Source organism: Vibrio sp. TRT 21S02, assembly GCF_050113675.1.
In the GTDB taxonomy this organism is placed as follows: Bacteria; Pseudomonadota; Gammaproteobacteria; order Enterobacterales; family Vibrionaceae; genus Vibrio.
On sequence record NZ_JBNJOI010000010.1, the window covers coordinates 161,427 to 180,619 of the forward strand.

Annotated in this window: 17 protein-coding genes; 7 read left to right on the forward strand and 10 right to left on the reverse strand. The window is 43.8% G+C overall.

Annotated features, from left to right (window positions below; genetic code table 11):
- Nucleotides 1-42 precede the first annotated feature (42 nt).
- The gene (locus ACQEXU_RS14560; protein ID WP_427011375.1) at nt 43-1,398 is read left to right on the forward strand and encodes an insulinase family protein; all 1,356 of its coding nucleotides are present in this window, start codon (nt 43-45) and stop codon (nt 1,396-1,398) included.
- 28 nt (nt 1,399-1,426) lie between these two features.
- Here ACQEXU_RS14560 and ACQEXU_RS14565 read toward each other — a convergent pair whose 3' ends face one another.
- From ACQEXU_RS14565 to ppiC, 8 genes are all read right to left on the reverse strand, one after another.
- Nucleotides 1,427-3,019 carry an ABC transporter ATP-binding protein gene (locus tag ACQEXU_RS14565; RefSeq protein WP_427011376.1) on the reverse strand — a complete coding sequence of 531 codons (1,593 nt, stop codon included), beginning with the start codon at nt 3,017-3,019 and terminating at the stop codon, nt 1,427-1,429.
- A 2-nt stretch (nt 3,020-3,021) separates the two neighbouring features.
- Nucleotides 3,022-4,068, reverse strand: a complete 1,047-nt coding sequence (locus tag ACQEXU_RS14570; RefSeq protein WP_367990099.1) for an ABC transporter permease — start codon at nt 4,066-4,068, stop codon at nt 3,022-3,024.
- Nucleotides 4,065-5,153, reverse strand: a complete 1,089-nt coding sequence (locus ACQEXU_RS14575; protein ID WP_427011377.1) for a microcin C ABC transporter permease YejB — start codon at nt 5,151-5,153, stop codon at nt 4,065-4,067. The genes ACQEXU_RS14570 and ACQEXU_RS14575 overlap by 4 nt, the downstream gene beginning before the upstream one ends.
- Nucleotides 5,154-5,161: 8 nt before the next feature.
- Nucleotides 5,162-6,928 carry an extracellular solute-binding protein gene (locus ACQEXU_RS14580; protein ID WP_427011391.1) on the reverse strand — a complete coding sequence of 589 codons (1,767 nt, stop codon included), beginning with the start codon at nt 6,926-6,928 and terminating at the stop codon, nt 5,162-5,164.
- Between the two features lie 251 nt (nt 6,929-7,179).
- Nucleotides 7,180-7,698, reverse strand: coding sequence for an NUDIX hydrolase (locus tag ACQEXU_RS14585; RefSeq protein ID WP_427011378.1), 519 nt, complete (start codon nt 7,696-7,698; stop codon nt 7,180-7,182).
- A 101-nt stretch (nt 7,699-7,799) separates the two neighbouring features.
- Nucleotides 7,800-9,437 (reverse strand): methyl-accepting chemotaxis protein, encoded by a 1,638-nt coding sequence (locus ACQEXU_RS14590; RefSeq protein WP_427011379.1) that lies wholly within the window; start codon nt 9,435-9,437, stop codon nt 7,800-7,802.
- A gap of 170 nt (nt 9,438-9,607) precedes the next feature.
- Nucleotides 9,608-10,075: a GNAT family N-acetyltransferase gene (locus tag ACQEXU_RS14595; RefSeq protein WP_427011380.1), complete on the reverse strand. Its 468-nt coding sequence runs from the start codon at nt 10,073-10,075 to the stop codon at nt 9,608-9,610.
- Between the two features lie 151 nt (nt 10,076-10,226).
- Nucleotides 10,227-10,505: a peptidylprolyl isomerase PpiC gene (gene ppiC / locus ACQEXU_RS14600; RefSeq protein ID WP_367990104.1), complete on the reverse strand. Its 279-nt coding sequence runs from the start codon at nt 10,503-10,505 to the stop codon at nt 10,227-10,229.
- A gap of 176 nt (nt 10,506-10,681) precedes the next feature.
- Between ppiC and ACQEXU_RS14605 the strand changes: the two genes are divergently transcribed.
- Nucleotides 10,682-11,611 (forward strand): chemotaxis protein, encoded by a 930-nt coding sequence (locus ACQEXU_RS14605; RefSeq protein WP_427011381.1) that lies wholly within the window; start codon nt 10,682-10,684, stop codon nt 11,609-11,611.
- 91 nt (nt 11,612-11,702) lie between these two features.
- On the opposite strand, the gene ACQEXU_RS14610 is transcribed toward ACQEXU_RS14605, so the two are convergent.
- Nucleotides 11,703-11,903 carry a restriction endonuclease subunit S gene (locus tag ACQEXU_RS14610; RefSeq protein WP_367990106.1) on the reverse strand — a complete coding sequence of 67 codons (201 nt, stop codon included), beginning with the start codon at nt 11,901-11,903 and terminating at the stop codon, nt 11,703-11,705.
- Nucleotides 11,904-11,996: 93 nt separating this feature from the next.
- On the reverse strand, nt 11,997-13,910 hold the full coding sequence (locus tag ACQEXU_RS14615; RefSeq protein ID WP_427011382.1) for a methyl-accepting chemotaxis protein: 1,914 nt from the start codon (nt 13,908-13,910) through the stop codon (nt 11,997-11,999).
- A gap of 414 nt (nt 13,911-14,324) precedes the next feature.
- Between ACQEXU_RS14615 and ACQEXU_RS14620 the strand changes: the two genes are divergently transcribed.
- The 5 genes from ACQEXU_RS14620 to ACQEXU_RS14640 all read left to right on the forward strand — a co-directional run.
- Entirely contained in the window at nt 14,325-15,281 is a 957-nt protein-coding gene (locus ACQEXU_RS14620; RefSeq protein ID WP_367990108.1) for an AAA family ATPase, read from the forward strand.
- Nucleotides 15,282-15,295: 14 nt separating this feature from the next.
- Nucleotides 15,296-16,225: a DUF58 domain-containing protein gene (locus ACQEXU_RS14625; RefSeq protein WP_427011383.1), complete on the forward strand. Its 930-nt coding sequence runs from the start codon at nt 15,296-15,298 to the stop codon at nt 16,223-16,225.
- Between the two features lie 6 nt (nt 16,226-16,231).
- A complete protein-coding gene (locus tag ACQEXU_RS14630) occupies nt 16,232-16,696 on the forward strand; it encodes a DUF4381 domain-containing protein (protein WP_427011384.1) in 465 nt (154 codons plus the stop codon).
- A gap of 1 nt (nt 16,697) precedes the next feature.
- On the forward strand, nt 16,698-17,666 hold the full coding sequence (locus ACQEXU_RS14635) for a vWA domain-containing protein (RefSeq protein ID WP_427011385.1): 969 nt from the start codon (nt 16,698-16,700) through the stop codon (nt 17,664-17,666).
- Nucleotides 17,659-19,193, forward strand: a 1,535-nt coding sequence (locus tag ACQEXU_RS14640; RefSeq protein ID WP_427011386.1) for a VWA domain-containing protein, incomplete at its 3' end; no start/stop codon positions are given. The genes ACQEXU_RS14635 and ACQEXU_RS14640, both read left to right, overlap by 8 nt.

Below are 19,193 nucleotides of genomic sequence, written 5' to 3' on the forward strand. Positions count from 1 at the left end.
GCAAGCTGTCATATTCCTGGTCTATTCGTCTTGGAGAAACGTATGCTTTGCTACCTGAAAAAAATGGGTCAACACTTATTATCGTCTAGTTTGTCAGTATTTCTGGTAACTGGAATGCTGCTACCAACACCTTCGTATGCCAAGGTATCGCCTGAGCTTTGGTTTACCCCATCCGATATCCAACTACCAAAACAAACTCATGTTGGTCTGCTGGATAATGGGTTACGTTATGTCATTTTACCAACCAGTAAAACATCTCCGGATGTGGCTATTCGCATTCGAGTGGGCTCAGGAGTGAGTCAAGATACTGAGTCTGGCTTAGTGGCAAGTTATACCGCAATGAAAACCATTTCTGGTACACAGTGGTACGCAAATGCTCTGTTCAGTCAAACGGTATTCGCAAAAGATTTATCACAGCCAACTCAAATGGTGCTCGCCAGTGAATTACGAAACTTCTCTGATAAGCTCATGCACTTCAACGCAGCACCACGTACTGTCGACAGTGATAAGTTACTGTATGAAGAAACCAAAATGCATTTTACGCACTTTAATCAGACAGCACAAAATAATGCCTACTATGGCCTTGACGCTGAAGAGCTTAACGAGGTGCTAAGCCCGAGTGAAAAAGCTATTCAGGCACTTTTCAGCAATGAGATTAATCAGTTTCATAAAGCGAATTACTTTCCTGCAAATACCACGGTTGTGATCACTGGTAATGTACGTATTCGAGAAAGTATTAAAGCCATTGAAAGTGCATTTGGCCGTTGGAACAACTCGGCTAAAGCGGTTACATTGATCAAACCTCAAGCTTACTTGATTGATGGCAATGCACAATCGGACTCTGACACCAATGAGTTTTCCATCAGTACATTAACTTCCGTGAATTTTGTACAAGATAGTAAGTTTTATCGCCGAAACTTGTTATTAAAACAAATTGCAAACGTCGCTTTAGAGCAGCGCCTTCAACTAGCTTTGAGTACTATTGCTCCGAATGCCAGCGTAAACGTTGAGTCAACAGTATTATTTAATGATAACGTTTGGTCGAAAGTACGAGTTCAATACAACAATGAAGATATGGTGCAACTAAAACAAGCCGTTGAGCATGAGATAAAACGCGTTATCTCGGCAGGTTTGAGCCAATCAGAGTTCGAACAAGCGCTCAGCCAAATCCGCGAGACACTCAAAGCACAAGCCAACTCAAATGCTGAAGGTTACGCAGGAAAACAAGCAGACATTTTGGTTAACGATATCAACTCAGGCCTTGTCTATCAGACGCCATCTCACTTACTGGAGCTGATCGATTTTCATGCCGCTCACTTAAACGAGTATGACGTCGTAAAATCATTTGAAGAGATGTGGGCTCAGAATAAAGCCGTATTCTTAATGACAAGCAAATAACAAAAAACCGCCCTATGGCGGTTTTTCTTTAAAATGCAGATAAAGCAACGAGTTCTTGTGTGTAGGACTGTTTAGGAGAAGCAAAGAGGGTTCGCGTTTCTCCTTGCTCTACAATCTCCCCATGCTTCATTACGATGGTGTAGTGACATAAAGAACGCACAACATTGAGATCGTGACTAATAAACAAATACGTCAGGCCAAATTTCTCTTGTAAGCTCTTCAACAACTCCAAAACCTGAGCCTGCACCGTTCTGTCTAACGATGACGTGGGCTCATCAAGTAAAATGAATTCCGGCTTCAGTACCAACGCTCGTGCAATTGCGATGCGCTGACGTTGGCCACCAGAGAACTCATTTGGGAATCGATGCCGAGTTTCTATATCTAAGTCGACTTCCTTCATCACAGCACAAATCATTTCATCAATGGTTTGCTCGTCAAATGTATGGTGCACCCTTAACCCTTCACCTATCACTTGGGCAACGGACATTCGTGGGTTAAGTGCAGAAAACGGGTCCTGAAATACAACCTGCATTTTGCTTCGATAAGGCAGCATTGAGTGACGATCTAATCCCTGAATCTCTTGTCCTTGGTAGCTGATAGAGCCTTCTGAGTTCACCAAACGTAAAATCGCCATGCCTGTCGTCGACTTACCGGATCCACTCTCTCCAACCAAACCAATGGAGTGTCCCTTCTTCAAGTCGAACTTCATGTCCGTCACCGCTTTTACATAGGATAACGTACGCTTAAACAGCCCTCCCGTAATGGGAAACCATACCCTCAGTTGATCAACGGTGAGTAAGGATTGCGAATCACCCAGAACCGCGACAGGTTCTCCTTTAGGATCCGAATCGATGAGCTCTCGGGTATAGGGATGTTTCGGTGCAGAAAACATCGCTTTACATTCTCCTGTTTCAACCAGCTCACCTTGCTGCATGACGGCGACCCTATCAGCAATGCGCCTAACAATACTCAAATCATGCGTAATAAACAGCATCGCCATGCCCAATTCTTGCTGTAAGGTTTTTAGCAAATCCAGAATTTGGGCTTGAACAGAGACATCAAGTGCCGTTGTCGGCTCATCAGCGATAAGGAGTTCAGGTTCGTTAATTAATGCCATCGCAATCATCACTCGTTGTCTTTCGCCACCAGATAACTCATGAGGATAGGCATTTATTTTAATATCGGGGTGTCGTATCCCAACTTTCGCAAGCCAATCTATCGCCAATGCTTCTGCTTGACGAGTTCGCATACCTCGATGGGTCGATAGCGTTTCAACGAGTTGTTTGCCAATTTTATGCAGCGGATTGAGCGATACCATGGGCTCTTGAAAAATCATCCCGATTCGGCCCCCACGAATGCCTCTCAGTTGACGTTCAGAGCAACTGAAAATATCAAGATCATCAAACTGGATCTTACCTTCCAAGTAATGAGCCGAACCTTTAGGAAGCAATTTTAGAATCGCATTCGCGGTAACAGATTTACCTGAACCACTCTCCCCTACCAGTGCTAACGTTTCGCCCTTGCTAATGGAAAGTGACACATTCTTTGTTACGGTTTCAACTGCGTTTTCTCGGCCAAAGCCAATAGAAAGGTTTTCAATAGATAAGATTGGTTCACTCATAGCTACCTTCCTTGATGGTGTGGGTCAAAGGCATCGCGCACCGCTTCACCAATAAATACTAATAGAGTCAGCATCATTGAAAGAATCAGGAACGCAGAAATCCCGAGCCAAGGTGCTTGTAAATTGGCCTTACCTTGTGCAAGGAGCTCTCCTAAAGACGGAGAACCAGCAGGAAGCCCAAAGCCTAAGAAATCGAGAGATGTCAACGTGGTTACAGAGCCGGAAAGAATAAATGGCATCATCGTCAGTGACGCAACCATAGCATTGGGCAACATATGTCGCAGCATTATGCGATTATCGGAAACGCCCATCGCCTGCGCTGCGCGAACATAATCAAAATTACGGCAACGTAAAAACTCTGCCCGAACAATTCCGACTAGGCTCATCCAACTAAATAGAACCATAATACCGAGCAACCACCAGAAATTTGGTTCTACAAAACTGGATAAAATGATGAGTAAGAATAACGTTGGCATGCCTGACCAAACTTCGATAAAACGCTGGCCCAATAAGTCTAACCAACCACCGTAATACCCTTGTGTTGCCCCCACTATTACGCCAATCACGCTCGATATGATGGTCAGAACAAACCCAAACAAAACCGATATACGAAACCCGTAGATCACCCGAGCAAGCACATCTCGCCCTTTATCATCAGTTCCTAGCCAATTGACATTATCCGGTGCAGAAGGCACCGCTGAGGTAATATTGAAGTTAATCGTGTCGTAACTAAAAGGAATCAGAGGCCAGACAATATATCCATTCTCTTCGATTAACTCGATCACAAAAGGGTCGGTGTAATCCGCTTCTGTTTCAAATTCACCGCCAAATTCTGTCTCTGCATATTCGTGAAAAATTGGGAAATACCATTGCTGGTCAAATTCGATTAGTAGCGGCTTGTCATTGGCAATAAACTCAGCAAATAGGCTGACAACGAATAATAATGAGAAAACCCACAGAGAATACAAACCACGTTTATTGGCTTTAAATCGATGCCATCGGGCTTCGTTTAATGGATTACGTCTGACGTTTTTTTTATGCCACATCATCTCGCCTCAAAATCAATTCGCGGATCGACCCAAGTGTATGTGAGATCCGAAATAATGCTCAAAATTAGACCCAGCAAAGTCATGATATACAAAGAACTAAATACCACCGGATAATCACGCTGAATGGTGGACTCAAACCCAAGCAAGCCAATACCTTCTAGAGAAAACATGACTTCAATGAGCATTGAACCCGTAAAGAAGATGCTAATAAACGCACTTGGAAAACCAGCGATAATGATCAACATGGCATTACGAAACACATGCTTATACAAGATGTTGCGCTCATCGAGCCCCTTTGCCCTTGCCGTTACAACATATTGTTTATTTATTTCATCAAGGAATGAGTTTTTCGTCAGCATACTTAACGTCGCAAAGCCACCAATTACCATCGCACAAATAGGCAAAGCTAAATGCCAAAAGTAATCGAGGATCTGTTGATACCAAGTGAGCTGTTCAAAATTGGAAGAAACTAAACCGCGCAGCGGAAACCAACTGAAGTAGTTACCACTGGCAAACAAGATAATTAAAATGATGGCAAATAAGAAGCCGGGAATAGCGTAACCAATGATCACAAGTGCACTTGACCAGATATCAAACCGAGAGCCATGGTGTATCGCTTTGAGTATCCCTAGCGGAATTGAGATCAGGTAGATGATCAGCGTACTCCACAGCCCGAGTGAAATTGAAACAGGTAATCGCTCTACAATCAGATCAATCACATTCCCTCCTTTGAAAAGGCTCTCACCAAAGTTGAATGTGACGTAATTTTTGAGCATTTCGAAATAGCGCTCATGTAATGGCTTATCAAAACCAAATTGCTTTTTAATCTCTTCAACTACTTCAGGATCTAAACCTCGCGAACCTTTGTATCCAGATGCACCTTCAGGCTCTACCTCTCCGAGATCAACTTCACTGCCACCACCAGCAAAACGCTCCATGATGCCTGAAGAATGCCCTTCCAGTTGAGCAATGGCTTGCTCAACCGGTCCACCCGGCGCAATTTGAATAATGAAGAAGTTAATCGTGATGATCGCCCACAAAGTGGGGATCACCAACAATAAACGACGAAAAATATAGGCAGCCATTGAAACCTCTAACGACGTTTTTCAGGGAGTTTCGCCGCTTTGGCGTCTGACACCCACCACGTATCTACACCTAAGTCATATTTAGGCATCACACTTGGGCGTTCAAACTTATCCCACATTGCTACGCGATAAGAACTTAAATGCCACTGCGGGATAATGTAGAAGTTCCACTGCAACACACGGTCAAGTGCGCGTCCCAATGGCAGCAACTTATCTGGATGTTGCTGATTTTTTGCGATCTGTTCTGTGAGACTATCCACCACTGGGTCCATCACACCAGCAGTATTGTAAGTGGAATCAATATATTGAGAGTTCCATATGATCAGTAGGTTAGAGCTTGGGTAAGGATTCGCAGAATACCCGCGCGATACCATATCAAAGTCTCGGTCACGTAAACGTTTTATGTATTGTGTCGTGTCCACCGTACGGATTTTCATGTTGATCCCCATGCGCTTGAGGTTTTTCTGCAATGGGATCGCAATACGTTCGGTTGTCGGGCTATAAATGAGCAGCTCAAACTCAAAGGGTTGACCAGTAGCTTTGTTGGTCATTACCTTGTTTTTCAATTCCCATCCAGCTTCTTTTAGCAGCTTGAATGCTGTACGCATTTGCGCGCGAATACGACCGCTACCATCTGTCATTGGTGGTTGGTATTCATCAGTTAGAGCACGAGCTGGGATTTTATCTTTGAAGGGGTTGAGAATAGCCAATTCTTCCGATGTTGGTTTCCCTTTCGCCTCATAATCGGTGTTTTGAAAGTAGCTGCGAGTGCGTGTGTATTGCCCATAAAACATGTTGGTATTCATCCACTCAAAGTCCATCGCGTAGCTCAAGGCTTCGCGAACTTTGGCATCTTTAAAGACGCCCGATTGGGTATTAAATACAAACGCTTGGGTAGATTCAGGCTTCTGATGGGGGATCTCTTCTTTTTTGATATAACCTTTATCAAAGTTCGAACCGGTATAAGAGTTAGCCCAGAATTTGGCTGATGTTTCCTGACGAAAATCAAACTCGCCCGCTTTAAAAGCCTCAAGCATCACGGTGTCATCACGGTAATAGTCATATTGGATCGTTTTGAAATTATTTCGTCCAACGTTTACAGGTAACTCAGCAGCCCAATAGTCGTTTACCAATTCATAGGTCACACTTTGACCTGACTTATAATCCACGATTTTATATGCCGAACTTCCAACTGGGGGGCTAGAGAGTGGCTCAGAGAAGTTCTTATCTTTCCAATAATGTTCAGGTAGAACACGTGTCGATTGCGCAAAACTAAAGAGTTTTTCTCTATTTGGTGTCGCCATATCAATGCGCACTGTTAAATCAGACTTAGCAGAAACTGATTTGATCTCTTTATAGTAAACACGATATTGCGGCACACCTTCTGTCATAAATTTATTGAAGGTAAACACAACATCATGCGCGGTAATTGGCTTGCCATCATGGAATCGAGCTTTCGGATTAATATCAATCTCCATCCATGAGTAGTCGTCAGAATAGCGGACTTTTTCGGTGATTAAGGGGTAATAAGCATCGATTTCATCATTCGGGGAATACATGAGGGTATCGTACAACTGGCCAGTAGCCGCAGCAGGAACACCACGGGAAGCAAAGCGGTTAAAGTTGTCATACGTTCCTACTTGGCCGTAGGTGATTTTACCTTTTTTGGGTGCTTCAGGATTGACGTAGTCAAAGTGTTTGAAGTCAGCAGGATATTTTGCGCTACCAAAACCAACAAGAATCGTTGATTCAATCACCTCAGCATAAGATGCCATTGCAAATACGGATAACACACTCGCTAGAACGGTTTGATGGATCTTCCCCATAGTTTACTCCCTTAAGCATAACGTCCCTTTATACCGTGCACGACACGGAATCATTACTTATTTATAAGCAATTACTATTCATATTTCAATCACTTGGATAAGTATAGGAAGGAGTGGCACTAAAGGCGAATAACCTTGAGAATTTGTCCACGTGTGATGATAAAAACGGAGGGACTTCCTCCGCTTTTTTATACCACCGGTTACAACATCTCTTTAGCAATCAGGTGCAGTAAGAACGTTTCACGCTCTATACTCATCCCTTTCTTTTCGCTTTCCGCCATGGTCTTCTCATTATGAGCGATCGCATCGTGAATATTCATCCAGACCGCCTTCATACCATTTTTTATTTCATAATCTTCGTAAGAAGTTTCGCCCAGTTCACGATCTATTTTGCAGGTATAGCAGTACGACAGCATATGCATGACGTCCGCATCAGCTTTATACCAAGGGCGAAATTCCTCATAAATCCCAAACGGTTTAATGTTGTGGATGTTCTTAGCGCCCGTTTCTTCTTCAAGCTCTCGAACCATCCCAGCAATCACATCTTCACCTTCGTCTAAACCGCCCCCGGGGATTGTATAGTCGTGATAACGCTCGGTATAAAGCAACAAGATATCTTCGCCATCAACAACAATGGCTCGAGCTGCATTTCGCTTAAAAATAATCTTATTATCAAGGTGATCGATATCAGGATGAATCGTGGTATTTAGGTGTCTCATTTCAGGAAGGGAATATCAAGAATTTGCGGCGATTCTAACACATCGTTTCCCCACAACAAATAAGGTGCTATGGGGAAACTGCCGTGTTTGCGGTTGGTTTACTACGCAATCTTGAAGCGATTGATCATGCCGACTAACGTTTGTGATACATGGTTTAGCTCTTTACTTGCACTTGCCATTTGCGCCGATTCAGCAGAGACCGATACCGTCATATCTCGCAAGCTAACCACATTACGGTTAATATCATCCACCGTCACCGTTTGTTCCTCTGCTGCTGTCGCTATGTGCTGGTTCATCTCTTCAATGGTATGCACTTCAGCATTTATTTTCTGCAATGCCTCTCCAGCATTCTCAGACATACTTGACGCATAAGCGGCTTTCTTCGCCCCAGATTCCATCACACTCACCACATTGGTTGCACCATGTTGCAGCTTTTCAACGATAGTCTGGATCTCAAGTGTCGACTCTTGTGTGCGTAAGGATAACGTCCGAACTTCATCTGCAACCACAGCAAAGCCTCGACCTTGTTCACCGGCTCTTGCCGCCTCTATAGCGGCATTTAAGGCAAGTAAGTTGGTTTGCTCTGCGACGCCGCGTATCACTTCTAACACAGTATCCACGTTGCGTGCATCATCAGCCAGTTTTTGTACTACCTCACTTGCTCGTTCAATTTCTTCGGCAAGTAAATTCGCTTCACTGACGTTCTGGTTAATGATTGTGCGACTATTTTGCGTTTCGTCTGCGGCTAATTTACTGGCATCATTTGCTTCCACAGTGCGACCTGCCACTTCTTCAACCGTCGCAAGCATTTCGGTCATTGCCGTTGCCAATTGGTCAACATCATTTTGTTGTTGATTGAGATGGTCATCGATATGGTGAACTGAGCTGGATAACTGTGTCGCGGCTGAAGACACTTGGCTGCCAGCATCACTGATACAAAGCATGATGTTTTGAACAGACGCCACAAACTGATTAAAGTACCGCGCTAATTCCCCAAGCTCTTTCGTTCCATCTTCATTGAGCCTTTGGGTTAAATCCCCTTCTCCTTTGGAAAGCTCTTTCATCGCATTCACAGTTTTCTTAAGTGGGGATGTGATCGTTCTAATAAAGAACCCAATGAAGATTGACAGTACGACTAAAATCATCAGTGCGTTGAGTATAGAAACCCATTCTGAGCGTTGAATGTCTGCTTCCAGTGCCACCATATTCATCCCAGAACCAATCATCCACTGCCATGGTTCAAACATCACTGCATAACTGGTCTTTGGCGCAGCCGTTGATTTGTCTGGATTGTGCCAGAAATAGTCAACAAACCCACCGCCATTTCTTGCCGCCTGATACAGCTCTTCAACAAACAGCTTACCGGTTGAGTCTTTCAGCGGCATAATATTCTTACCTAATAACGAACTGACTCCAGTAGCTAACTGCACGCCGTCGTTATCACCAATAAAAATGTAATTCCCGCCATCAAATCGCATAGCGGACACAGCAACAAGAGCCCGACGCTTCGCCTCTTCTTCATTGAGTGAACCATTTTTAAATAAGTTGTAATGTTGCTCAACAATGCCTTCCGCACTTTCAACCAACACTGCCACACCGCGCTCGTAATTCTCTCGCATGTGTTTTCTGGTTTTAGATGCATCCAACAACGTATTTACAAAGAGGCCAATGGCGAAGAGTGCCAAGATAGACCAAGCCCGCCCAGCAATAGAGACTTGATTAAGTCGTTTGAAAATCATAGTCATTTCCCTAACTAACCGTTTGTTGTAATCGATAAGAATTTTTTAATTCTTTAATAGTACAAAGTTAGCAGTTAAAACTAATGACAATGGGTACTTCTATAAAAAACCGTATCTACACTACCTACTGATATTAATATTTATTTAACAGACTGAAAGCTCGTTATACATTAGAGATTCATTAGCATAATATGCTGCGGGCCAGCTGCGCCACCATGATATAATTCGCCCGTATCAACGAAATAAGCATTGGCATAACATCGGTATGCAATTGGATTTTTGCAGTTTACCGTTAGATAAAGGTACTCAGAATCTAAATAGTGCTGATTTATGTATTCTCTTAGTTCCTTCATTACAGCAGAGGCGTACCCCTTACCTTGATGTTTTTCGTCAATAAAAAATGCACGAAAGCCTAATGCCTTATCACCACAGAAGTCGTATTGCAGATGATATTGGGTGTCGATAAGAAAAATTCCAACCACTTGGTTTTCAACGACCACAACATGAGGATGTACAATATCACTCACATTGACCAATATTTCTTCCATAGTGCCAACATACTTAAGCTGTTCATCAGACACCTTGAGGTGTTCGAGTTGTTGTAGGTGGGGTTCTTGCAGTGGATGTAGGCTGATCATCGTTCCCTCTTTGATAAGATATCCGGCAGTTTAGTTGTATTAAAAATGGCTCGATTTACTGGCAAACCGAACCATAACAACAGGTGCTATCCATCCTGTAGATAGACTGACGAGAAAGCGCAGAGAGAAATGTATTTCTCACTGGCTATCATTATGTTCTATATAGAACTTTCACAACATGCCAGCCAAATTTCGTTTTTACAATGTGTGGAACCAGTGTTTCGCCACTAAAACACACTTTGTCAAACTGAGGCACCATTTGCCCACGACGAAACTCTCCTAAATCCCCACCACGTTTTCCAGATGGGCAGGTAGAGTATTTCTTCGCTAGCGTTTGAAACTTAGCACCTTTCTTTAGCTGTTTAACAATGTCTTCTGCTTGCTCTTTATGCTTAACCAAAATATGTAAAGCGGCTGCTGTATTCGCCATATCTTTTCTCTAATTTGAAGTCATTGGGGCGGATTGTACCTAAAGACACTTTTATCACAAATTTAAAGTGGATCAATAATCGGTCAATTAAAACAAGTAGCAACATTACTTTGATTGAAACCCTCCCCAAATGGGTTAGTATTTTAGTTTAGATACGTATGAATTTGAGAAGATGTATGCCCAAAGTAGTAAGTAAAGCGAATCAATCTCAAGGTATGCTCATGTTTACTTTGAATGCCCAAAAGCAACTGTTTGCCATCGGGACATTAAAAGTAAGAGAAATAGTGCCTTTCATGCCGATGACTCAGATTCCTTATTCTCATCATCATGTTGTTGGAACCGTCACCATTCGTGACCTCACCGTCCCTGTCATTGATATGGCCGCAGCGATTGGCTTTCGCCCAATTACTGAAGAAGAGTACAGTTCTTGTTATCTGATCGTGACAGACTGTTTGAGAACCGTCGTTGCTTTTATGGTCAAGTCAATCGAGAAAATTATTGAATGCGACTGGAAATCCATTGAATCCACCCCATCAAGTGCTGGTCATAATGTGTTTGTTACTGGCATTACACGCTATAACGACAGTATCGTTCAGATGTTGGATGTCGAACTGCTGCTCTCAAAAATCTATCCACAATATGAATCGACAAAAATTCCGATGCTAACCGATATTGAGCGTGAGAGGCTTAAAGCATTAAACATTTTACTGGTAGATGATTCCTCCATTGCACGTAAACAGTTGTCTGATGCATTAGACAGCATCAATATTCCTTATCAGATCTGTAAAAACGGCTTAGATGCATTGGAGTTAATGAGAACTGAAGCTTCTCAGGGTAGTCCCATTGACTTATTAGTCAGTGATATAGAAATGCCGGGCTTAGATGGTTACGAGCTGGCTTTTGAGACTCAAAATGACTCTGAATTAAATGGTGCCTATTGTATTCTTCATACCTCACTTTCTAGTCAAATTTGTCTAGACCGAGCACATCAAGTTGGCGCACATGAAGCACTAGAGAAATTTAATGCGGCGGACTTAATCCAAGCCATGCTACGTGGCGCATCGAAGCTGGAACAGCAAAAACACGCAACTCAAGATGCAGTGTAATACTTACACAGATATATATTTAGTCATCATATAAACGTCAAAAAGCCGCATAAAGCGGCTTTTTTAATAGCTATATCATTTCACTTTAATATTAGTGAATCGGCGTATCCGTTTTCGCATAGAACTTGCCGAAGTATTGATCGAGTACTTCTGGTGTGAGTTTACCTTCTGCCTCAAGTTTTTTTAGTTCCGCAGCGATCGCTTTTTGTTCTTCTAGAGACGGTAAAGCAACTTCTGGTTCATCGCCCATTTCCTGAGACATCATCTCTAGCTCTTTTTCAAAATCACTCATTCTTACTTACCTAATGTAAAAAATAACTGGGGCTAAGTTTACCTACTTAGCCCCAGTTATACCAGTATAGGCCTGTATCAAACCAGAGTTTGCTTAGAGCTTAAAGCTACCAACCATACGGTCAAGACGCTCCGACAACTCTTTTAGCTCTAAGCTGGCTTCGGCCAACTCTTCCGCCGTACTCGTCGTCGCCTCATTTATCACGTTAATTTCTTCGATATTTTGGTTGATGGTATGAACAACGGTCGATTGCTCTTCAGTGGCAGTGGCCACTTGCGTATTCCGATCAGAGATATCATGAATGCGATCTGAGATATTCACCAATACGTCCACGGCTTCATCAGACGAAGAAACCCCTTCATTGGTAACTGATTTACCCGCTTCCATTGCCGTCACTGCATCGCGTGCATCACTTTGAAGCTGATTGATCATCTTCTGGATCTCTTCAGTAGAATCTGCTGTGCGACTGGCCAATTTTCTGACTTCATCTGCAACAACGGCAAACCCACGTCCTTGATCTCCAGCTCGCGCCGCTTCAATGGCCGCATTTAAAGCCAATAAGTTTGTTTGCTCCGAGATATCGCGAATTACATCCAAAATCGAACCAATGTCTTGTGTGGTCGATGCGAGTTGCCCAACGACTTTGCTGGTATTCTCAATATCCGTGGCTAAGCGGCTAATCGCATCTTTAGCTTGGTTCACCACATTTTGACCAACTTGCGTATTGTCAGATGCTTGGTTTGCCGTTTCAGCCGCTGTTGCTGCGTTGGAAGCAATTTCACTGATCGTCGCCCCCATTTGATTTATTGCAGCCACCACCTGAATGGTTTGGTCACGCTGACTCTGGCTATTATCATGTGTAGTACTGGCTTTGCTCGAAACCCCATCGGCCGCAGCTTGGAGTGAATGGCTTGTTGAGGCCACTTCTTTCATCGTGTCGTGGATCTTCTCGATAAAGCCATTAAAACCTTCTGAGAGCTGAGCAATCTCATCTTTGCCATTAATTTCAATACGCTGCGCTAAATCACCATCCCCTTTACCCAGATCCGTAAATCGTTGTGCAATCATGCGAATTGGACGAGTAATGCTGTTTGCCAAAACCACACCCATCAAAACAAATATCACCGCAACAACCACTGTTATTATCATGATTTGAGATGCGGTGGCATCAAGCTGTGCAAAAGCTTCATTGACTGGAACCACGCCAATCACGAACCAGTCCATGGACGGGATATATGCACTTCCTAGGAATAGATCTTGTCCTTTGCTCTCAAGTTGAATGAGTTGAACTTGCCCTTTATTCAATAAAGACGTGGCTGATGTCCCAAATTCTCCAGTTAATGATCTATCCGTTAACTGGCGGTTTGCGTGAATTTTAATTTTCCCGTCAGGATCGACTAAGAAAACATAACCGGTTTGTTCTATCTTAAAGTTCGTTAGCAAACGCACCATATCATCCATAGACTTGGAGACACCCGACATCGTATGTCCATCAAGATGCTGGTAGTTTGCAAACATTTTTACATCACCATTCGCTTCCGTAAAAATGCTGACCATCGTTTCTTGTCCTGAATCAGTAAAACCAAAGAACCATCCATCTTGTTCTCGGTTTAGTTGACGCAAGAAGCCATTCTGATTCCAGTAATACGCGGTCTCGCGGTTCGCCACTGAAGCATCGTTTAACTGGTATTGCTGCTTAACATTGTTTAACTGCTTGACCAAAAGCTGCTGGGATTCAGGCGCTTCAGTTTGTGCCACCGCGTCACGTACAAACTCGTTCCGTGCTAACTGTTGTGCTGCAGAGAGCAATTGAGCAACATCGCTATCGATATTTTGAGTGATCTGATCCAGGATTAATGGCAGATCCAGGTTGAGTAAACGGTGTTCCAAGACACTGCGTGCCTGTCGTTGTGCCATCACACCAACAATGACAGTCGAAGCAAGTACCGCAAGCGTAATGCCGATGACCACCTTTTGTTTGATACTTAGATTATTGAGTTTGAACATTCATTCTGCCTTCTATGTGCTGATTTGTGCGCTGTCGTTATCGGCTCCACATAACGTTTCTTTACTAAATATGTTCATTTCATAAAAAATAGCGAAACTATCGGCAGTAATGCGTATAAAAAGTGTGCTGTTACACATCAATCAAACATAAATTGCAAATATCTGTCTTGGCCTTTCTTGATTCACCATCACATAATCACCAAGATGTTTCGGGGTTCCCTCTTGGAAGTCTTTAATCCGCCCCAATATTCTAGATGGTTGAAAGATATCAACTAATTTGGAAAAGTGAGAAAGCGGCCTCCAGCGACCCGCTTTATGCGTAAAAAATGCGCAAAGATTTTCTATGCAAGAGAAAGTACGGAACTTTTTCACAGCCAGATTCACTAAGAGAAAAAAGTGAGGAGAGCAATTTTCATGACATCACAAGCGTTGCAACAACTACGTGAATACCTTAACGGTCAAGTAATAGGACAACAAGAATTAGTAAAGCAGTTATTGGTTGCTTTGTTAGCTGATGGCCATATCTTAGTGGAGGGACCTCCAGGGCTTGCCAAAACCCGTGCAGTAAAATCGCTCGCTGACTGCATCGAAGGAGATTTCCACCGAATTCAGTTCACCCCTGATTTGCTTCCTGCCGACCTAACGGGTACTGACATTTTCCGTCCGGAAACTGGGGAGTTCACCTTTCAAGCTGGCCCCATTTTTAACTCATTGATCCTTGCCGATGAAATCAACCGTGCGCCAGCAAAAGTTCAAGCAGCCATGCTTGAAGCAATGGCAGAGAAACAAATCACCGCAGGACGAAAAACCTACCCGTTACCTGAACTGTTTCTGGTTATGGCGACTCAAAACCCAATTGAGCAAGAAGGTACCTATCCGTTACCAGAAGCGCAGCTCGACCGCTTTTTGTTACACCTTGATGTCGATTATCCCGATGCGCAAAGTGAACTTGAAATCCTTCGTTTGAATCGTGGTGAAGCCAAAGGGGAAAACTCTGTTCAACCGCCAGTACTTTCTCAAGCCGATATCTTTTCGGCACGTAAAGAGGTGCTGGATATTCATATGGCCGAGAGCATCGAGCAATATATTATTCGTCTTGTGATGGCAACGCGGGATCCTGCGAAATATGACCAAACATTAGCACAGTGGATCGAAATGGGAGTGAGTCCTCGAGCAACCATCGCACTGGATCGCTGCGCTCGCGCCCATGCTTGGTTATCAGGTCGAGATTTTGTTTCACCAGAAGACGTTCAAAGCATGGCATTTCCTGTATTGCGCCACCGACTACTGCTCAGTTATCAAGCCCAAGCCGAAGGGATACACCCGAACAAAGTGATCAATCATCTTTTATCGCTGGTTGGCAGCGCCTGATTACGAGGCTTAACATGGCTAAAGCACAAACGCAAGCATTGCCACCTCATGCCAATGGAGTGACATTGTCACTTGACGAACTTTTATATTACAAGCAACAATCGGTTCAGTGGCTTCCACCCGCTAAAAGCTTATGGAGCCAAATGCTTGGGCAGCACCAAAGTCGGCAATTAGGCCGAGGAATGGACTTTGCTGAAGTTAGGCAATACCAAGTCGGTGATGATATTCGAAGCATCGATTGGCGTGTCACAGCACGCACTGGTAAGCCACACACCAAGCTTTTTACAGAAGAGCGTGAAAAGCCCGTTGTGTTATTCATTGACCTTAGCCCCAGCATGATATTTGGTTCGACGTTAATGCTGAAATCTGTCATTGCTGCCCATATGGCAGCGCTCATTGCTTGGCTTTCAGTGACACAAAAAGACCGCATTGGCGCAGTCATCGACACGGGATACGAACTTGTCGAAATCAAACCGACGAGTCGAAGTAAAGGCGCATTGGCACTGCTTCAGCAGCTGATTAATCATCACAATCAAGTGCTGCAACGTCCTTCTCCTGAACAAGCACATTCTTTTTCCAATGCGTTGGAAGCATTAAATAGAATGTGTCCTAAAGGCAGTGAAATCATCCTAATTAGTGATTTCGTTCGCTTATCAGAGCTTCAACAACCTATGTTGACACGGCTTCGCCAACACAATCGAGTTCGACTTGTCCATATATCAGATCCTTTAGAGCATGGCCAGACCACCTTTCGAGGTGTTGAACAAGTGACCGATAAACAAACAACACAGTGGTTAGATTTTTCTTCGCACCAAACCCGGCAACGTATTGAGCAAGCTTTTGATGCTAAACAGCAATCGCTCAAAGACTTTGCCTTATCCATTGGCGTTTCTTACAACTCACTGAACAGTGATCAAACATTATTACAACAATTATCCGGATAATTTAGAATGACAGAGAACTCCACTTCTTCGCTTTTACCACTTAAGGATTTGCATCTGCCGGATGCTCCGTCATGGCTACCTTTAGCTTGGGGCTGGTGGGCCGCTGTTGGCGCAACCATCGCCGTTTTGCTTCTTATTTGGCTCACATTGCGTTGGAAGAAAAAACGTATGGCACCGAAAAAAACAGCCCTTCGATTATTACAACATAGTGATCAACCCTCTGCGGCTATTGAGCTGCTGCGCCAAGCTGCTTTCTGTTATTTCCCCCGCGAAGAAATCGCCCAACTAACCGGGCCAGAATGGTATGTGTTTTTAGATTCGCATGTGCAAAAACCACTATTTGTTCCTAACCAAACAGCGTGGCAACAAGCACTCTACTCAAAAGAACCGATACAAAATTCACAGCAGTTGGTTCAACATTGTGCTCAATGGGTAGAAGAAGCCTTACCACCAAAAAGAAGGAGACGCTAGATTGGCGAATATCGAATTGGTCTGGTGGGGAGCGCTTGCTCTCCTTCCCTTACCCCTACTCGTATATTGGTTGGTTCCTGCGATAAAGCAGTCAACCCCAATCTATTTACCTTACCTACCCACAACGGAAGCGAAAATCAGTCCCAAAAACCTTAGTGCAAAAATACTGGCTTCACTGATTTGGTTTTTAGTGGTGTTAGCAGTGGCTCGTCCGGTTTGGTACGGTGAACCAGTGACTACTCAACCAAAGCATCGCGATATGATGTTGGTGGTCGATCTTTCTTACTCAATGAAGAAAGAAGACATGGCTGTTGGTGGTGACTACATTGATCGACTGTCTGCTGTTAAACAAGTGCTTAGTGATTTCATTGCTAAACGAGAAGGCGATCGTCTCGGACTCGTCTTATTTGCTGACCACGCCTACTTACAAACTCCGCTAACGCTAGACAGACAAACAATTTCAGAACAGCTAAACCGCGCCGTACTCAGGTTGATTGGTACTCAAACTGCAATTGGTGAGGGTATTGGCCTTGCAACTAAAACCTTTGTGGATAGTGATGCGCCACAACGGGTGATGATTTTACTCAGCGATGGTAGCAATACCGCTGGAGTAATTGATCCGCTAGAAGCTGCGAAGATCGCAAAAAAATACAACACCACAATCTACACCATCGGTGTTGGCGCGGGTGAAATGGTAGTACAAGACTTTTTCTCTACTCGAACCGTCAATACCGCAGAAGATCTTGACGAAAAGACGCTAGCTGAAATTGCAACAATGACTGGTGGTCAATACTTCAGAGCTAGAGACAGCAAAGAGCTTGCGAATATCTACGACACCATCAACCAACTTGAGCCAATCAGTCAAGCGAGTCAAACTTGGCGACCACAAACTGAATGGTTTGGCGTCCCATTAGCTCTTGCCCTCGCGTTATCCATTGTTCTTACCATTATGAGGAGAAATCATGTCTGAATTCTCTTTTCTCTATCCAATCTGGTTATTGGGTTTAGTCCCATTAGGGATACTCTCGATTTGGTTAGCCAAACGAAAGCGTAGCCAAACGCTTATCGCCCCTCATCTTGCCAACATTATGGGGATGCAAAACAAAACACATACGCACGTGTTACTTTGGGGCCTAGTTTTCAGCTGGCTTGTTGCGATTGTGGCTCTGTCTGGCCCTAGTTTTGAGAAAGCAGAAAGGCCTAGCTTTGCCAGTTCTAGCGCACGAGTGTTGGTGATGGACATGTCGATGTCAATGTACGCAACCGACATCAAACCAAATCGGTTAACCCAAGCACGTTACAAAGCTATCGACTTACTTAACCAATGGACAGAAGGGTCTGTTGGATTAGTCGCATACGCCGGCGATGCTTACAGCGTTAGCCCACTCACAAACGACAGTAAAACAATCATTAACCTCATTCCCAACCTATCTCCAGATTTAATGCCCTACCCCGGCGCTAATGCGGCGTCTGGCGTTAAACTTGCGATAGAGATGATGAAAAATGCAGGGCTTGATAAAGGAGATATCGTTCTATTTTCAGACGACCTAGATCAACAAGAAAAGAATGATATTGCTGAGTTGCTCGATGGCACTTATTGGTCTATCAGCATTCTTGGCGTTGGCAGCGCAGCGGGCGCACCTGTCGTTTTAGAAGATGGGTCATTGCTTAAAGCTCAAAACGGCACCACCGTCGTCGCGAAATCGAACTTTAATAATATGCGAGATCTAACTAAACAACTCGATGGCTTCTTTACCCCGATTCAGTTAGACAATCGCGATGTCGATTCAATCGCTAAACGCACACAATCTGTTGGGACAGAGTCAAAATCCAGCGATAAACAAGTGATTGAAGAACAGGTCAATAATGGATTCTGGCTGCTACCATTGCTTGTCCTTCCGGTGCTGCTCATGTTCCGGAAAGGGGTGGTATTCGCTTTACTTATCACGACCCTACCACTTTCCATGAGTCAAAAGGTTCAAGCAAACCCATTTCAAAACCAAAACCAACAAGCGATGGAGTACTATAAGTCCGGAGACTTAGACGCCGCTATCAATACATTCTCAAATAACGAATGGAAAGGCGTGGCGCAATACCAGGCTGGAAAGTTTGCAGATGCTATCGACTCGCTTCAAGGCTTAGAGTCCATGACGAGCAAATACAACTTAGCTAATGCCTATGCTCAAAATCGAGATTTTGATAAAGCCATCGACTTGTATGAAGAGATATTAAGTGCTGAACCAAGTAATACTGATGCGCAATTCAATCTAGATGTTGTGAAGAAAGCACAACAGCAACAGCAACAGCAACAGCAACAGCAACAGCAACAGCAACAGCAACAGCAACAGCAACAGCAACAGCAACAGCAGTCTGATTCTGATAACAAATCAGATCAACAACAGTCTTCAGAAAATCAGCAGAATCAGCAGAATCAGCAGAATCAGCAGAATCAGCAGAATCAGCAGAATCAGCAGAATCAGCAGAATCAGCAGAATCA

What these genes read in the sequence shown, in the direction of transcription:
- ppiC (WP_367990104.1), bottom strand. Translation starts at nt 10,505, where the DNA reads ATGGCGAATACAGCAGCCGCTTTACATATTTTGGTTAAGCATAAAGAG.
- ACQEXU_RS14605 (WP_427011381.1), top strand. Translation starts at nt 10,682, where the DNA reads ATGCCCAAAGTAGTAAGTAAAGCGAATCAATCTCAAGGTATGCTCATG.
- ACQEXU_RS14590 (WP_427011379.1), bottom strand. Translation starts at nt 9,437, where the DNA reads ATGATTTTCAAACGACTTAATCAAGTCTCTATTGCTGGGCGGGCTTGG.
- ACQEXU_RS14580 (WP_427011391.1), bottom strand. Translation starts at nt 6,928, where the DNA reads ATGGCATCTTATGCTGAGGTGATTGAATCAACGATTCTTGTTGGTTTT.
- ACQEXU_RS14560 (WP_427011375.1), top strand. Translation starts at nt 43, where the DNA reads ATGCTTTGCTACCTGAAAAAAATGGGTCAACACTTATTATCGTCTAGT.
- ACQEXU_RS14565 (WP_427011376.1), bottom strand. Translation starts at nt 3,019, where the DNA reads ATGAGTGAACCAATCTTATCTATTGAAAACCTTTCTATTGGCTTTGGC.
- ACQEXU_RS14610 (WP_367990106.1), bottom strand. Translation starts at nt 11,903, where the DNA reads ATGAGTGATTTTGAAAAAGAGCTAGAGATGATGTCTCAGGAAATGGGC.
- ACQEXU_RS14595 (WP_427011380.1), bottom strand. Translation starts at nt 10,075, where the DNA reads ATGATCAGCCTACATCCACTGCAAGAACCCCACCTACAACAACTCGAA.
- ACQEXU_RS14630 (WP_427011384.1), top strand. Translation starts at nt 16,232, where the DNA reads ATGACAGAGAACTCCACTTCTTCGCTTTTACCACTTAAGGATTTGCAT.
- ACQEXU_RS14620 (WP_367990108.1), top strand. Translation starts at nt 14,325, where the DNA reads ATGACATCACAAGCGTTGCAACAACTACGTGAATACCTTAACGGTCAA.
- ACQEXU_RS14625 (WP_427011383.1), top strand. Translation starts at nt 15,296, where the DNA reads ATGGCTAAAGCACAAACGCAAGCATTGCCACCTCATGCCAATGGAGTG.
- ACQEXU_RS14570 (WP_367990099.1), bottom strand. Translation starts at nt 4,068, where the DNA reads ATGATGTGGCATAAAAAAAACGTCAGACGTAATCCATTAAACGAAGCC.
- ACQEXU_RS14585 (WP_427011378.1), bottom strand. Translation starts at nt 7,698, where the DNA reads ATGAGACACCTAAATACCACGATTCATCCTGATATCGATCACCTTGAT.
- ACQEXU_RS14615 (WP_427011382.1), bottom strand. Translation starts at nt 13,910, where the DNA reads ATGTTCAAACTCAATAATCTAAGTATCAAACAAAAGGTGGTCATCGGC.
- ACQEXU_RS14575 (WP_427011377.1), bottom strand. Translation starts at nt 5,153, where the DNA reads ATGGCTGCCTATATTTTTCGTCGTTTATTGTTGGTGATCCCCACTTTG.